General features: G+C 75.0%; 14 protein-coding genes and 1 pseudogene. 8 read left to right on the top strand and 7 right to left on the bottom strand.

Annotation, left to right across the window (positions count from 1 at the left end; translation table 11 throughout):
* Nucleotides 1-168 precede the first annotated feature (168 nt).
* From IE332_RS40690 to IE332_RS06405, 3 genes and pseudogenes are all read left to right on the top strand, one after another.
* A pseudogene (locus IE332_RS40690) lies at nt 169-894 on the top strand (glycosyltransferase family 2 protein); the annotation flags it as partial.
* 96 nt (nt 895-990) lie between these two features.
* Nucleotides 991-1,518 carry a DUF2064 domain-containing protein gene (locus IE332_RS40695; protein WP_229928428.1) on the top strand — a complete coding sequence of 176 codons (528 nt, stop codon included), beginning with the start codon at nt 991-993 and terminating at the stop codon, nt 1,516-1,518.
* Entirely contained in the window at nt 1,515-2,183 is a 669-nt protein-coding gene (locus tag IE332_RS06405; protein WP_189914162.1) for a class I SAM-dependent methyltransferase, read from the top strand. The genes IE332_RS40695 and IE332_RS06405 overlap by 4 nt, the downstream gene beginning before the upstream one ends.
* Nucleotides 2,184-2,244: 61 nt before the next feature.
* On the opposite strand, the gene IE332_RS06410 is transcribed toward IE332_RS06405, so the two are convergent.
* The 3 genes from IE332_RS06410 to IE332_RS06420 form a co-directional block, all read right to left on the bottom strand.
* A complete protein-coding gene (locus IE332_RS06410) occupies nt 2,245-2,913 on the bottom strand; it encodes a cytochrome b/b6 domain-containing protein (RefSeq protein ID WP_189914163.1) in 669 nt (222 codons plus the stop codon).
* Nucleotides 2,855-3,568 (bottom strand): molybdopterin-dependent oxidoreductase, encoded by a 714-nt coding sequence (locus tag IE332_RS06415; protein WP_189914164.1) that lies wholly within the window; start codon nt 3,566-3,568, stop codon nt 2,855-2,857. Before IE332_RS06415 ends, IE332_RS06410 begins: the two co-directional genes overlap by 59 nt.
* A gap of 64 nt (nt 3,569-3,632) precedes the next feature.
* A complete protein-coding gene (locus tag IE332_RS06420; RefSeq protein ID WP_189914165.1) occupies nt 3,633-4,970 on the bottom strand; it encodes a glycosyltransferase 87 family protein in 1,338 nt (445 codons plus the stop codon).
* Between the two features lie 222 nt (nt 4,971-5,192).
* On the opposite strand from IE332_RS06420, the gene IE332_RS06425 reads away from it, so the two are divergent.
* Nucleotides 5,193-6,281 carry a molybdopterin-dependent oxidoreductase gene (locus IE332_RS06425; RefSeq protein ID WP_189914540.1) on the top strand — a complete coding sequence of 363 codons (1,089 nt, stop codon included), beginning with the start codon at nt 5,193-5,195 and terminating at the stop codon, nt 6,279-6,281.
* Entirely contained in the window at nt 6,278-6,754 is a 477-nt protein-coding gene (locus IE332_RS06430; protein WP_189914166.1) for a hypothetical protein, read from the top strand. Before IE332_RS06425 ends, IE332_RS06430 begins: the two co-directional genes overlap by 4 nt.
* Here IE332_RS06430 and IE332_RS06435 read toward each other — a convergent pair.
* On the bottom strand, nt 6,720-7,577 hold the full coding sequence (locus tag IE332_RS06435; protein ID WP_189914167.1) for an S-methyl-5'-thioadenosine phosphorylase: 858 nt from the start codon (nt 7,575-7,577) through the stop codon (nt 6,720-6,722). The two genes, IE332_RS06430 and IE332_RS06435, sit on opposite strands and share 35 nt — an antisense overlap.
* A 270-nt stretch (nt 7,578-7,847) precedes the next feature.
* Between IE332_RS06435 and IE332_RS06440 the strand changes: the two genes are divergently transcribed.
* The 3 genes from IE332_RS06440 to IE332_RS06450 all read left to right on the top strand — a co-directional run bounded on the left by IE332_RS06440 (nt 7,848) and on the right by IE332_RS06450 (nt 10,918).
* Nucleotides 7,848-8,438, top strand: coding sequence for a hypothetical protein (locus tag IE332_RS06440; RefSeq protein ID WP_189914168.1), 591 nt, complete (start codon nt 7,848-7,850; stop codon nt 8,436-8,438).
* Nucleotides 8,439-8,746: 308 nt separating this feature from the next.
* Entirely contained in the window at nt 8,747-10,513 is a 1,767-nt protein-coding gene (locus IE332_RS41795) for a pyridoxal-dependent decarboxylase (protein ID WP_189914169.1), read from the top strand.
* A gap of 237 nt (nt 10,514-10,750) precedes the next feature.
* On the top strand, nt 10,751-10,918 hold the full coding sequence (locus tag IE332_RS06450; RefSeq protein ID WP_189914170.1) for a hypothetical protein: 168 nt from the start codon (nt 10,751-10,753) through the stop codon (nt 10,916-10,918).
* Between the two features lie 30 nt (nt 10,919-10,948).
* Here IE332_RS06450 and IE332_RS06455 read toward each other — a convergent pair whose 3' ends face one another.
* From IE332_RS06455 to IE332_RS06465, 3 genes are all read right to left on the bottom strand, one after another.
* A complete protein-coding gene (locus IE332_RS06455; RefSeq protein ID WP_189914171.1) occupies nt 10,949-11,566 on the bottom strand; it encodes a cytochrome b/b6 domain-containing protein in 618 nt (205 codons plus the stop codon).
* On the bottom strand, nt 11,550-12,281 hold the full coding sequence (locus IE332_RS06460; protein WP_189914172.1) for a molybdopterin-dependent oxidoreductase: 732 nt from the start codon (nt 12,279-12,281) through the stop codon (nt 11,550-11,552). Before IE332_RS06460 ends, IE332_RS06455 begins: the two co-directional genes overlap by 17 nt.
* A gap of 154 nt (nt 12,282-12,435) precedes the next feature.
* Entirely contained in the window at nt 12,436-15,111 is a 2,676-nt protein-coding gene (locus tag IE332_RS06465; RefSeq protein ID WP_229928373.1) for a glycoside hydrolase family 31 protein, read from the bottom strand.
* Nucleotides 15,112-15,143: the final 32 nt, after the last annotated feature.

Here is a 15,143-nt window from a genome sequence, read left to right on the forward strand (position 1 = left end):
GGGCCGTCCCGGGGTGCCGCACCGGGGTCGACGTTCGCGTTCCGTAAGATCGCGGCTCAAGCCGGACGCCGCTCCCTCCGGCCGAACACCGGCTTCCTCCGCCGGCGAGCTGACGTACGACTTCCGTAAGGGCGCGGTTCGGCCGCCACGGGCCCGCCCGCCCCTAGCGTGGCCGACGTGATCTCTCCGACTCCCCCGCTGCCACGTGCCGATCTGATCCTGCCCTGCCTCGACGAGGCCGAGGCCCTGCCCTGGGTGCTGCGGCGCGTCCCGCCGGGCTGGCGGGCCGTCGTCGTCGACAACGGCTCCCGTGACGGCTCCGCCGAGCTGGCCCGCTCGCTGGGCGCGACCGTCGTCGAGGAACCGCGACGCGGCTTCGGCGCCGCCTGCCACGCCGGGCTGCTCGCCGCCACCGCCGAGTTCGTCTGCTTCATGGACTGCGACGGCTCGCTGGATCCCGCCCAGCTGCCGCGGGTCACCGCCCCCGTCCTCGCCGGCGCCGCGGACCTGGTGCTGGGCCGGCGCCGCCCCGCGACCGTCGGGGCGTGGCCGCTCCACGCCCGCCTGGCCAACGCGTTCCTGGCCCGCCGGCTGCGGGCGAGGACGGGAGCGCCACTGCACGACCTCGGGCCGATGCGGGCCGCCCGCCGTGACCGGCTGCTGGCCCTGGGCCTGGGCGACCGCCGCTCCGGCTACCCCCTGGAGATGGTGCTCGCCGCGTCGGCGGCCGGGATGCGGATCGCCGAGACGCCCGTGGACTACCTGCCGCGCGCGGGCCGCTCCAAGGTCACCGGCACCGTGCGCGGCACCCGGCAGGCCGTCCGCGACATGCGGGCCGTCCTGGCCGCACCGGCCCCGACCCTGCTGGTGATCGCCAAGTCGCCGGTCCCGGGGCGGGTGAAGACCCGCCTCACCCCGCCCTGCACGCCCGAGCAGGCGGCGGCGCTGGCCGAGGCCGCCCTCGCCGACACCCTCGCCGCCCTGTCCCGGATGCCGGCCGGACGGCGGCTGCTCGTCCTGGACGGCGCCGTCGGCGACTGGCTCCCACCCGGCTGGCAGGTCGTGCCGCAGTCGGGCGGCGGGCTGGACGCCCGGCTCGCGGCGGCCTTCGCGGCGGCCGCCGTCCTCGCCCCGGACGCGCCCGCCCTGCTGGTCGGCATGGACACCCCGCAGCTGGACGCCGCGCTGCTCGCCGAGTCCCTGTCGCCCGCCGGGCGTACGGGCGTCGACGCCTGGTACGGGCCGGCCGCCGACGGCGGGTTCTGGGCGCTCGGGCTGGCCAGGCCCACCGAGCGGCTGGCCCGGCGGCTGCTCCTGGGCGTGCCGATGTCCACGCCGGACACCGGGCGGGCCCTGCTCGACCGGCTGGCGGCGGAAGGCCTGGCGGTCGGCCGGCTCCCGGTGGTCACCGACGTGGACACCGTCCTGGACGCGCGGCAGGTCGCCGCCGAGGCCCCGGACGGCAGGTTCGCGGCCTGCCTGCGGTCGATCGGGACCGCCCGGGAGGTGGCGGGGTGACCGTCGCGTCCGAGGCGTGGGTGGACGACCCGTTCGCCGAGGCCGTCCGCGCCGGCCGGGGCCCGTTGTGGCTCCGCGGCGAGGACGGCCGCCGGATCCCGCTCGACGTCGAACGCTGGTGCGCACCCGCCGCCGGAGCCGATCACGGGCTGCTGCTGCGCTGCACCCGGCTGGCCGCGCCGGTGGTGGACCTCGGCTGCGGCCCCGGCCGGCTGGTCGCGGCCCTGCTGGGCCTGGGCGTGCCGGCGCTGGGTGTCGACGTGACCGGAGCCGCGGTGGCCCGGACCAGGAGCCTCGGCGGGCCGGCCCTGCGCCGGTCGGTGTTCGACCGGCTCCCCGCGGAGGGCCGCTGGGGTGGCGCGCTGCTCGCCGACGGCAACCTCGGCATCGGCGGCGACCCGGGGCTGCTGCTCGGCCGCAGCGCCGAACTCCTCGCCCCGGGGGCCGTGTTGCTGGTCGAGGTGGAGCCGGCCGAGGTCGACGAGCGGATCACCGTACGGGTCGAGGGCGCCGACGGGCGGGTCGGACCGCCGTTCGCCTGGGCCCGCTGCGGTGCGACGGCCACCACCCGGCGCGCGGAGCGGGCCGGGCTCGTCGAGACCGAGCGCTGGTCCTCGCACGGCCGGCACTTCCTCGCCTTCCGGAAGGCGGCCCGTCCGCGCTGACGAGAAGCGTCCCCCCGGTAGGCGCCCCCCGGGCCGGAGGACGCCCGCCCGGGGGGACCCGCTACTCCCGCGCCCCCACGCGGTCCCCGCCCGGCACCGGCCACTGCGGGTGCTCCCGCTCGGCCCAGCGCCGGTCCACCAGCCCCGTCCGCATCCCGCGCCGGGCCTCCGGGTCCCGCAGGGCCATCCGGACGTGCCCGGCGGTCACCACGGCGATGGCCACCGCGAGCCAGTCGTGGACGAAGGTCGCGCCGGTCCGCCAGACCGTCGGCGTGAGGTGGGTGAACCACATCAGCAGGCCCGTGCCGAGGATCGTCAGCATGGCGCCGAGCGTCCACTGGGCGTAGAGCTTCTGCCCGGCGTTGAACTTCCCCGCCGGCCGGTGCGGCACCCGGGCCCGGGCCGCCCGCAGCCACTGCCGGTCCACGGGGTGGAAGCGGCTCAGCCTGGTCACGTCCGCCCGCACCGCCCGGAAGGCCAGCCCGAGCAGCAGCGGTACCGGCAGCGCCGAGCCGCACCACACGTGCACGGTGACGACGAGCCGCCGGCGCCCGACCAGTTCGGCCAGCGGCGCGAGGTAGAGGCAGGCGGCGGTGGCCAGGCAGATCAGCATCAGGCCCGCGGTGGCGCGGTGCACCCAGCGCTCGGCGCGGGTGAAGCGGAGCACGCGGTCAGGCGGTCGGCGCATCGTCACGTCCGTTCGAGCGGCCGACCCAGGCGTCGACGTCATAGCCGTTCTGCTCCCAGTACCCCGGCTCCACCGTGCGGGTGACGGTGATCCCGGACAGCCACTTGGCCGACTTGTAGAAGTACATCGGCGCCACGTACAGCCGCACCGGGCCGCCGTGGGAGTGCGGGATCGGCGCGTCCTGGAGCTTGAGCGCGACCACCACGTCGTCACGCCGGGCCTGCTCCAGGGTGAGGCTCTCGGTGTACTCGCCGTCGAAGCAGTCGAACCGCACCGCGGCGGCGCCCGCCCTGACTCCGGCGGCGTCCAGCAGGTGCGCCAGCGGCACGCCCTCGAACGGGGTGTCCGGCACCCGCCACCCGGTCACGCACTGCACGTCCCGGACGATCCGGCGCTGCGGCATCGCCTGGAGGTCGGCCAGCCGGTAGCTGCCGGGGCGGTCCACCAGCCCGTTCACCGTCAGGGTGTACGTGTCCGGGCCCTTGACCGGCACCGAGCCGACCACGGAGTAGTACCGGAAGCCGCCGCCTCCCGGCAGCAGGCCGGCCAGACCTGTCGGGTCCTTCCCGGCCACCGCTTCCTGGGCTCTCTGCAGGTACGGGCCGGCCACGACTCCCGCCGCGCCGAGCCCGAGCAGGCCCAGCACCGTACGGCGGCCGACCGGCGTTCCCCGGTCCTCTTCGATTTGTTCGCTCACGCCGCCGATTCGACCAGCCGGGAGGCGGCACGGCCAGGGCCGGCGCCGGTCCGTCAGACTTCCGTCACTTCTCGGCGCCCACCGCCACGGCCGCCCGCCCCGTGCGGCGCTGCCGCAGCAGCGGGACCAGGAGGACGACGCACAGCGCCGTTCCGTAGGAGAGCTGCTGCGCCTCCTGGCCCCCCGTCAGGTAGAGCGCCTGCCCCGCGGCCGGGACGGCCAGCCACTCCCAGCGGCCGTCGAGCGCGACCATGGCGACCACCAGCAGCCCGTACCACGGGTAGGAGGGCGCGACGAGCAGCAGCGCCGTGCCCGTCACCAGCAGCGCCCCGGACCACGGCCGCCGCGGGTCGCCCCGGCGCAGGACGGCGGCCACCACCGCCGCGAGGACCAGGGCCGCCGCCCAGGGCAGCAGCCGGTCGGGCAGCACCAGCCGCAGCAGTCCGAACCGGTCGATGTGCCCCTGCTCGTAGCCCTCCTCCCGCAGGTAGCCCGGCAGGTAGCCCAGTACGGAGGTGCCCGAGGCCAGCACGTACGGCAGGTAGGACAGCGCGAAGGCGCCGAGCGCGGATCCGAGGAGCAGCACGTCGTTCCGGTCCGGGCGCCGGGCGAGCAGACCCGACAGCGCGCCCGGGAGGGCGAGGGCGGGCAGCAGCTTGGCCGCGACCGCGCCGCCCAGCAGGAGCCCGCTGCGGACGGCCCGTCCCCGCACCGCGCAGCCCAGCCCGGCGACCGTGAGCAGGACGCCCAGCGTGTCCACGTGCGCGTCGTTGACCGCCCACACCGTCAGGCCCGGGAACCACCCCCACAGCGCGGCCCGCCACTTCTCCCGCCCCACCGCCAGCAGCAGCCAGGTGGTCGCCACCGCCAGGACCGCCCCGCCCGCCTGCACCCCGCGGACCCCGCCGCCGAACGGGTGCACCGCGAGGAACCACGCCTGCGCCACCGGCGGGTAGACGGTGTGCACGGCCGGCCGGTTGATCCGGGTGCAGTCCCCCGCCGTGGTGCGTCGCTCGTCCCAGCCCGCGCACCCGTCCCCCACCGGGAAGAGCCCCGGATCGCGCAAGCGCGCCAGCGCCGGATCGTCCGGGGTGTGGGCGTACGGAGAGATCCCGGCCGCCTGGACCCGGCCGTCCCAGACATAGCGGTAGGCGTCGTCGCTGGTGCGCGGCGGGGCCAGCAGCCCGACGGCGGCCACGGCGACGGAGCCGGCCAGGACCAGCGGCACCACCGCCCCGCCGGGCACCTTGCGCAGCAGCAGCACCGCGACGGCGAACAGGGCGACATCGAGGACGTACCAGCCGGCGAGCGGCAGGGCGGCGCTCCGGTCGACGGTCAGCGCCAGGGCGGTGACCAGGGCGGCGAGAGCGAGGAGGCAGGGCGGGACGGTACGGGAGATCACGCCGCCCACCCTCCCACCGGCCCGCCTCCCCGGCGCCGACGGCGAGGCCGCCGTTCGGAATCCGTAAGCACGTCGGAGCACCGGCTGGAGGTGCCGGGGCGCTTCGATGGACGGGTGGAAACCGAACCCGCCGACTCCGGCACTCCTGCCAGCCGCCGCCGCTACGACCCGCCGCTGCCCGCTCCCCCGGCGTTCCTGCGTCGCGGGCCGTTGCGGGAGGGGGTGTTCACCTCACCGCTGCACGAGCCGCGGACCGTGGTCGTCCTCGGCCGCTGGCTGGGCGCGGCCCTTCTGGTCTGCTTCCTGACCGGCCTGACCAGCCATCTGCTCCAGGACCCGCCGGGCTGGCTCGCACCGCACCTGCCCGCGCGGCCGGTGAACGGCTACCGGGTCACCCAGGGCCTGCACGTGATCAGCGGCCTGGCCGCGATCCCGCTGGCCGGCGCGAAGCTGTGGGCGGTCTACCCCCGGCTGATCGAGTGGCCGCCGGCCCGCAGCGTGCTGCACGCCCTGGAGCGGCTCGGCATCGCGCTGCTCGTCGCGGCCGTCCTGCTGGAGCTGTTCACCGGCCTGCTGAACACCCTGCAGTGGTACCCGTGGCCGTTCCCGTTCCGGCAGACCCACTTCTGGCTGGGCTGGCTGGCCACCGGCGGGCTGCTGGTCCACCTGGCCGTCAAGGCGCCGCTCATCGCCGCGCACTGGTGGCGCCGGGCGGTTCCCGCTCTGGCGCAGCGCCGCGCGTTCCTCGCGGCGACCACCGCCGCCGTCGGTACCGTCACCCTCGTCACCGCCGGGCAGAGCGTGCCCTGGCTGAGCGGCCTGGACCTGCTGGCCCCGCGCCGTCCCGACCTCGGCCCGCAGGGCCTGCCGGTGAACCGCACCGCCGCCCAGGCCGGCACGGTCACCGTGCCCGCCGACTGGCGGCTCCTGGTGGACGGGCCGCGGCCGTACCGGCTCACGCTCCTCGAACTCGGCGAACTCCCGCAGCACGACGTCGAGTTGCCCATCTCCTGCGTGGAGGGCTGGAGCGCCTCGGCCCGGTGGACCGGGGTCCGGCTGTCCGAACTGGTGCGGCGGGCCGGAGCCCCGCCCGGCTCGGCGGTACGGGTCACCTCGCTGGAGGCCGAGGGACCGTACCGGGTGATGGCGATGCCCGCACCGTACGTCGACGATCCGCTCAGCCTGCTCGCCCTGCGGGTCAACGGCGAGGTCCTGGCGGCGGACCACGGGTTCCCGGCCCGCGTCATCGCGCCGAACCGGCCCGGCGTCCTGCAGACCAAGTGGGTCACCCGCATCGAGGTGATCGTATGACCGCCACCGTCCGCGGCCTGCTCCTGGCCGCCGGCCTCGCCGTGATCGGCTACGGCCTGTACGGGCTGCTCGGCGACCCGTACATCACCGACCCGGTGGAGATCCTGGTCTGGGCGCTCGGCGGGCTGGTGATCCACGACGGGCTGTGGGTGCCGCTGGTGTGCCTGCTCGGCGCGTTCCTGGTGCGCGGGCCGGTGCTGCGCGGCTGGCTGGTCGTCGCGGCGGCCGTCACCGCCGTCGGCCTGCCGGCCGTCCTGCGCGCCGACGACGACCACGGCAACCCCTCGGTGCTGCCGCTGCCATATCTGCGCAACTGGCTGCTGGTGCTGGCCGCCACCGCCGGTGTCGCGCTGCTGCTCGCGCTCGCCGGACGGTGGCGGCGCCGGGACCGGGCGGCCAGGCACCGGCCCCGGCCCGTCGGGCGCAGGCCCCGGCCCGTCAGGCGCCGGGCACCCCGGGAAGACCCGTCGTGAGACCGTCCAGGGCGTGACCGCACGGGCACTCCCGCACCACCGGAAGCCGCTCGACCGCCTTGAACAGCACCGTGCGCAGCCGGTCGACGTTGCGGGCGAACGCCTTCAGCACCTCGCCGTGGGTGACGCCCTCCCCGCTCTCCACCCCCGCGTCGAGATCCGTGACCAGGGCCACCGAGGTGTAGCAGAGCCCGAGTTCACGGGCCAGCACCGCCTCGGGGTGCCCGGTCATGCCGACCACCGACCAGCCGTTGGCGGTGAACCAGCGGGACTCGGCCCGGGTGGAGAAGCGCGGCCCCTCGATCACCACCAGGGTGCCGCCGTCCACCGGCTCCCAGGCCGCCTCCCGAGCGGCCTCCATCGCCGCCTGCCGGCCCGCCGGGCAGTACGGGTCGGCCATCGACACGTGCACCACCTCCGGCACCGTGCCGTCCGGCAGCGGCAGCCCGTCGTAGAAGGTCTGCACCCGCCCCGAGGTCCGGTCGACGAACTGGTCCGGCACCAGCAGCGTGCCCGGCCCGTACTCCGGCCGCAGCCCGCCCACCGCGCACGGCGCCACCACCTGCCGCACGCCCAGCGAGTGCAGCGCCCACAGGTTGGCCCGGTAGTCGATCCGGTGCGGCGGCAGCCGGTGGCCGCGCCCGTGCCGGGGCAGGAAGGCGACCCGCCGCCCGGCCACCTCCCCCACGAACAGCGCGTCGCTCGGTTCGCCGTACGGGGTCTCCACCCGCACCTCGGTCACGTCGTCCAGCAGCTCGTAGAGCCCGGAGCCACCGATCACGCCCACCTCGGCACTCGGCAGGACGTCCTGGTCGACCGTCATCCCGGCCCACCTCTCTTCTCGTCTTCTCGGGAACAACCTCCCGGCCACTGTAGGAACGGACGGCGGCGGAACCGGTGCGGCAGACCTTACGAATCGTGAACGTCCGGCCGGGACGGCGGGACCGGCCCGACCGGTTCGCGAGGCGGCCGCGAATCGTCCGCCCTAGAACCGTCGACGGGCCGCGACCCCCGCTGCCCGCCCCGCACTCCGTGCCAGCTGTTCGACGTCCCCGTGCCCCGTGCCCGTCCGGGCCATCACCCTGGGAGAGCCATGCCCACCGCACGCACCCGCCCAGTCCGCCTGCTGTTCGCCGCACTGGCCGCCCTCGCCCTCCTGCTCTCGGGCGCGGCCACCGCGACCCCCGCGAGCGCCACCACCACCGGGCTCGACGGCGTCTGGGCCTGCACCGTCCCGTCCGGCTACGTCTACGACCAGGTGTCGATGAACCGCACCTGCAGCTCCGGCAGCTGGAACGCCCCGCAGTTCCACCTGCGCACCCCCGTCGACGGTCTGACGGCCTGCCAGAGCTCGCCCGGCTTCGTCTACGACGCCATCACCTGGGGCAGCGCCTGCAGCCAGCAGCCCGGCGTCCAGTCCAACGCCTACCACCTGCGCACCCCGGTCGACGGCCTCACCGCCTGCATGGGCACCCCGGCCTTCACCTACGACCTGATCACCTGGGGCAGCGCCTGCAGCCTCCAGCCCGGTGTCCAGTCCAACGCCTTCCACCTCCGCAAGCCCGCCAACGGCATCTGGGCCTGCGAGATCCCCAAGGGCTTCACCTACACCATGACCACCCAGAACACCGACTGCAGCCTCTACCAGGGCGTCCCGTCCACCAAGTACCTGCTGCTCGGCTGATCCCCCCGCACCCGCACCACCGGGCGGGAGTGGGAAGTCGGCCGGGCCGACTTCCCACTCCCGCCGTCGCCCGCTCGTTCAGCCCGTCGGCCGGGGGAGCGTACGCGCACGGCAGTGCGCGGTCGTGCGCCCGGGGGACGCGGCCCCGGGCACGCCCCCCACCGCACTCCGGACCGCGCTACTCCTGTCGAGTGGGAGGCCACGGCCCGGCGCACGACACTGCCCGGACGATCATGGTCCGTGCCCTATCCAGGTCTCGCGCGGTGCGCATCGGCGCACCGTTCCCGGCGGATCCTGGAGGCGCGGGCATGGACTCGACCGTGACGGACGGTGGCGGGCAGGGACTGCCCGAGGAGGTCGGCGGCCCGCCGGCCGGGGCGGCGGCCCGCCGCACCCCGGAACGGACCGTCGGCGACGGCCTCCGGCGCCTCCTCGGCCACCGGACGGACGCCTCCCGGGGCCACCCCACCCACGGCGGCACCGTCGCCAACCTGGAAGCCGCCTGGTCCGCCCGCGACCTCACCTACACCCCGGTGGCCGTCGCCGAGGCGGTCCGCCGGGAGCCCGGCCTCGCCGTCGCCCGCCGGCTCACCGTTCCGCTGCCCGACGGCACCGAGCAGCCGCTCGCCGACCTCTCCCCCTGGCAGCTGGTGAACCTCCGGCCGGCGACCGTCCTCGGCCTGCCCGCCCGGCTGCGCACGGCGTACGGGCTCACCGACGCCCAGCTGTCCCTGGTCGGCAAGTACACGCTCCAGCACCTCGGCTACGACGCCTTCCGGGACTTCCTCCGCGGCGAGGTCGCCCCCGGCGTGATCCTCGCCCCGGCCACCATGCACCCCTCCTGGCCCAAGACCGCCGCCGTCCTCGGCCTGGGCCGCGACAACCTGCGCGCCGTCGCCGTCGACCTCGACGCGCGGGCCGACCCGGACGCCCGCCGCGAACTGCTGGAGGAGTGCCTCGGCGAGCACGAACCCGTCCTCCTCGACGTAGCCGTGCTGGGCGGCGGCGACCTCGGCGCCGTCGACCCGCTCGCCGCGATCCTCGACCTGCGCGAGGAGTTCGGGCGCCGCGGCCTGTGCTACCCCGTCCACGCGGATGCCGCCCGGAGCGACGTCGCCGCCACCGGGGAGCTCGCGCGGAGCGCCTACGTCACCGAGCAGCACGACGCCCTGGACCGGGCCGACTCCGTCAGCATCGCCGCCCACCGGGCGGGCCCCGCCCCCCAGCCGGCCGGCGGCCTGCGCTACCGCGACCGGCGGCAGCGGGACCAGGCCCTCCTCGGCACCGGTGCCGGCTCCTTCGGACTCTTCGGCCTCTTCGGCCTGTTCGGACCCTCTGGCCTGTTCGGACCTTCCGGCCTGTTCGGCACCGAGGACTCCGGGGGCACCGGGGACTCCGGGGGCATCGGGGACTCCGGGGGCATCGGGGACTCCGAGGGCACCGGGCCCACCCCCGGCCGGGCCCTGTTCGCCGCCAAGCGCCTCTACGCCGCCCTCCTCACCATGGCCCGCCCCGGCGACCCCTTCACCGTGACGACGGTCCACCGGCTGCCCGCCGAACGCGCTGCGGGCGCCGTGGGCGCCGGGCAGCGCCGTGCCGTCGAGGAGCAGCTCGCCTTCATCCGTGACCGCATCGTGGCCAGGAGCGACGAGGAGCTGCTGCGGGACCGGGAGGCGCTCGCGCTGCTCCGCGAACTCGGGCCGGACCAGCTCCCCGTCGGCTACGCCTTCAACCCGGTCGTCTCCGGCGAGCCCAACACCGTCCTCAGGACCGCCAACGAGCTCAACGACCGGGTCCGCGCCCGGCTCGGCGTCGCGCCCCTCGGCGCCCCTCCGCTCCTCGTCACCGCTTCCGCCCTCGACCCCGCGGCCTACGGCCGGCCGTTCGTCGACGCCTTCCGCCGCAGGCTCGGTGTCCCCGCCGGGGACGAACACGTGCCGGTCACGTACCTGATCTGCACCCCCGCCGACCCCCGACCGACGGACCCCGCCACCGACGACCTCGTCCCCCGGATCATCGAGACCCTGCGCGAGGCCGTCACCGGCTGCGTCGAGGAGATGTTCCCGGCCTCCTGACCCCGCCTTCCCCCACCTGACCCGCCCCGCCCCCGGCCGTCACCGCTTCGGCACACGGCGTTTGCGACGTCCACCGTGCTCGAACAGGCTCTGCCCAAGGGCACTTCGCCGACGAACGAAAGGTGTCACGGATCATGGAACGCAGAGGAACCCGCTCACGCCTCGCCGCGCTGGCCGCGGTGATGACCGTCGCCGGCCTTCTACACCACCGTCTCCCCCGCGGTCGAGGGCGACGGCGTGGCCGGCATCTACTGGTACGTCGGCTACCCCAACTGCAACCCCACCGCCGCCGATCCGGCGGAGAAGCTGTTCCAGATCTACGGTGACGTCCAGATGCAGCCGGCCTACCAGGACGGCAGCCGCGGGCCGCTGAGCAAGATCAACGGCTACCAGGCCGACCGCTGAACCCGCGCCCCACCTGAGCCGAGCCGGTGGTCACGGCGGCTCGGGTGCGGCGGCGGTCTGCCAGTGCGGGTGCTCGCGCTCGGCCCACCGGCGGTCGACCAGACCGGTCCGCATGCCCAGCCGGGACTCCCGGTCGCCGATCGCCATCCGGATGTGGCCGGCGAGCACGGTGGCGATCGCCAGGGCGAACCAGTCGTGGACGAAGGTCGCCCCGGTCCGCCAGGCGGGCGGCGCGAGGTGGGTCAGCCACATCAGCAGGCCGGTGCCCAGGACGACCAGCATCGATCCGAGCGTCCACTGCGCGTACAGCTTCTGGCCGGCGTTGAACTTGCCCGCCGGGCGCAGCGGTAGGCGCCTGCTCACGGCGCGCAGCCAGGCCCGGTCCGCCGGGGTGAAGCGGCTCAGCCGGGACGCGTCCGTCCGCAGCGCCCGGGAGGTGAGCCCGAGCAGCAGCGGTACCGGCAGTGCCAGTCCGCACCAGACGTGCACGGTGACCACCAGCCGCCGGCGCCCGACCAGTTCGGCCAGCGGGGCCAGGTAGAGGCACGCAGCGGTGGCCAGGCAGATCATCATCAGGGTGGCGGTGGTGCGGTGCACCCAGCGCTCGGCGCGGGTGAACCGGAGGACCAGCTCAGCTCGTCGGCGCATCGTCCCGCCCGTTCGACCGGCCGACCCAGGCGTCGACGTCGTAGCCGTTCTCCTCCCAGTAGCCGGGCCGCACCGCGTCCGTGACGGTGATGCCCGAAAGCCACTTGGCCGACTTGTAGAAGTACATCGGCGCGACGTAGAGCCGCACCGGACCGCCGTGGGCGTGGGTGATCGGGGTGTCCTGCAGCTTGAGCGCGACCAGGACGTCCTCACGCCGGGCCTGCTCCAGGGTGAGGCTCTCGGTGTACGCGCCGTCGAAGCAGCTGAACGACACCGCCTTCGCCCCGGGCCGTACCCCGGCCCGGTCCAGCAGGTGGGCGAGCGGAACGCCCTCGAACGGTGTGTCCGGGACGCGCCAGCCGGTCACGCACTGGACGTCCCTGACCAGCCGCCGCTGGGGCATCGCCCGCAGGTCGGCCAGCCGGTGGGTCGCCGGGCGGTCCACCAGGCCGTCCACCGTCAGCGTGTAGGTCTCCTCGGTGCGGTTCGGCACCGAGGCGGTCACGGAGTAGTACCGGAAGCCTCCGCCGCCCGGCAGCAGGCCGGTCAGCCCGGTCGGGTCGGCGGCGGTGACGGCGTCCTGGGCCCGCTGGAGGTACGGGCCGACGGCCACCCCGGCGGCCCCGAGCCCCAGCAGGCCGAGCACGACCCGCCGTCCCACGGGGGTGCCCCCGCGGGGTTCTTCGCTTCCGTCCACGTCCACTTCCACGTCCACGACTGGGATTCGACCAGGTCGAGGGGGAAATGGCCAGCCCCGGGAGCATTCCACCGGGTTCCGCCGGGTTTCGCGGTCCCGGGATACGGCCGCGCGCAGGACCCCCCTCGGGAGGGGAGCCCTGCGCGCGGGTTCGGTACCTGTCGGGTCGCGGTCAGTTGCCGCCGTGGATCAGGCGCAGCGAGAAGTTGTCGTCGGTGGGCTGGGACGGCGTGCGGATCTCCGTCACCCCGGTCGCGGCGTCGAAGTACCAGCCGGAGCCGGCCGAGTCGAGCGCGGCCGCCGAGTCGCGCCGGGGCAGCGGGCCGTCGTCGCCGACCACCAGGCGCGGGGCGGGGCGGCCGTGCACGGTGAAGCGGTACGACCGCTCGGCGGGCTTGCCGGCGTAGCTGCCTTCGCTGGCGCCGACGTCGACGGTGGTGACGGCGCGGTTGGTGTGCACGTCGACCCGCTGGGTGGCGGAGGAGCCGGCGGTGAACTGCCGGGTGACGCCGTCGTCCTCGTACAGGGTGTAGGAGGAGTCGCCCTTCGCCTCCGGGTAGAGGTCGTAGTCGAGTTCGGAGCGGTCGCGGTTCTCCCAGGACAGCGTGCCCTTGGGCCACATCGGCACGATCGCGCCGCCGCGGACGAACAGCGGCAGGGTGTCGAGCGGGGCGGAGTAGCCGTTGATGGTGGTCGGGCCCTGGTAGGTGCGGCCGGTCCAGTAGTCGGTCCAGGTGCCCTCGGGCAGGTGGATGCCGTCGCGCACGGAGGTGTCGGAGTAGACCGGCGCGACCAGGAAGTCGGGCCCGGCCAGGAACTCGTACGTCGCGTTCGGGCCGAGGGCCTCGGGGTCGTTCGGATACTCCAGGGCGAGCGGGCGGACCGCGCCGATGCCGGTGCGGGTGGCCTCCTCGGAGAGGGTGTACATGTAGGGCAGCAGCCGCTCCTTGAGCTGCAGGTACTTGCGGTTGATCGAGGTGTACGGCTCGCCGTCCAGCCAGGGCTGCTGGTCGCGCTGCTGCTTGCCGGTCATGTCCTTGGCCCAGCCGTCCATGGTCATGACGGCCGGCAGGAAGGCCTTCCACTGGAGGTCGCGGGCGTACATCTTCGGGTCGCGGCGGTAGATCGAGCCGACGTCGCCGGTGTTGTAGGCGATGCCGGACATGGTGGCGCCGGCGTAGGTGGGGATCTGCCAGCGGATGTAGTCCCAGGACAGGCTCTGGTCGCCGCTCCACAGCACGCCGCAGCGCTGCGCGCCGGCCCAGGAGACCGGCAGCCAGACGAAGCCGCGGGCGTCGCTGCTGTCCTCGATGCCCGCCTTGGCCTGGTCGCAGGCGTTCAGCGCGAAGTCGTAGCCGTTGCCGACCCAGGCCACGTCGAGCTTGCGCACCCGGACGCCCGCCTTGACCTCGGTGGCCTGGTCGGGCAGGCCGTTCTGGGTCCAGAGGCCGAGCTGGGCGTGGTCCTTGCGCAGGCCCTGGCCGGTCTGCGCGAGGTTCTCGTAGCCGCAGCCGTAGCCGTCGTTGACCAGCATCCAGCCGAGCGGCATCTGGTTGGCCACGTAGCCGTCGGCGACCTTCAGCGCGTCCAGGGTGTGGCGCTCGCCGCGGTTGGCGTTGTGCAGGTAGCAGTCGGAGTCGCCGGGTTCCAGGCCGTAGACCGGCGGCATGAAGGGCTTGCCGACGAGCGCGGTGTAGCGGCCGACCACCGACTTGACGTCGCCGGTGAAGAAGTAGGCGTCCAGGCGGCGTTCCTGCTGCCCGGTGCGGACGGGCGAGCCGAAGGAGTAGATCCCGGGCGCGAAGGTGTTGCGGAAGACGCCGTAGCCGGCCGTGGAGACGTAGAACGGCTGGGAGTTGTTCCAGCCGCCCTCGTTCCAGTCGAAGCTGTTGGCGACGTGGATGGTCTTGTCGCGGTGCGAGAAGGAGCCGTTCTGCTCGCCGCCGCCGAAGAACTGCTCGTCCGCGCCGCGCACCAGGCTCTGCCGCAGTCCGCCGGTGCTCCAGCGCAGCGGGGCGTCCTCCTGCCAGAGGGCGGTGCCGTCGGCCTTGTACAGGCCGAACCGCAGGGGGTGCTTGTAGACCCGCAGCACCAGGTCCTTGGAGCGGATGCCGTAGTACGCGCCGGCGTCGAAGGTGCTGGTGTCGCGCTGGGGTTCGGGCTGCTTGCGGATGATCGTGCTACCGGCCGGGTCGGTGAGGACGCCGTCGGGGGCGGCGCGCAGGCGCAGCTGGTCGTCGGCGAGGAAGTCGACCTCGGCCTTGAGGGTGCCGGCGGTGATGTCGTAGCTGCCCTGGGAGCCGCCGAAGGAGGTCAGGTCGCCCGCGTCGGCGGTCTGCGGCAGGTAGGCCGTGCCGGTGTAGGAGCCGCCGTGGACGTCGTACGGGACGACCAGGACCCGGTAGGTGCCCGAGGCCTTCGGGATCACCGTGGCCTCCGGGTCGGCGGTGCCCGCGCTGCTGGCGACCTGCTTGCCGGCGGCGTCGTAGATGTAGAGGTCGAAGTCGTCGGTCTGGTTCTGCCAGCGGACGGAGACCGGGACGCCGCCCTCCGGGTTGTCGTCCCAGTAGCCGGCCGGCACGTTGACGGTCAGGTCGAAGTGGTCGCAGACCGCGCCGCCCGGGTCCTGCGCGGCCGGCGGGCAGGACGCGGCGTCCCCGAGGGTGCCCTTGGCGTACTGGGGGCTCTGCCAGGTGACGCTCTGGTGGCCCTGGTCGAGGACGGCGGAGCCGGGGGCCGCGGCCCGGGCCGGAAGGGCGGGCCCGGCGAGGGCGGTGATGCTGCTCAGGGCCACGGCGAGGGCGGCCGGGCGGAGCCGGGGGCGGGGTCGGGGTCGGTGTAAGCGCATGGTCGGTTCTCCTGTCGACGGAAGGGGGGGTC

This window comes from Kitasatospora xanthocidica, assembly GCF_014656195.1.
Lineage (GTDB): Bacteria > Actinomycetota > Actinomycetes > Streptomycetales > Streptomycetaceae > Kitasatospora > Kitasatospora xanthocidica.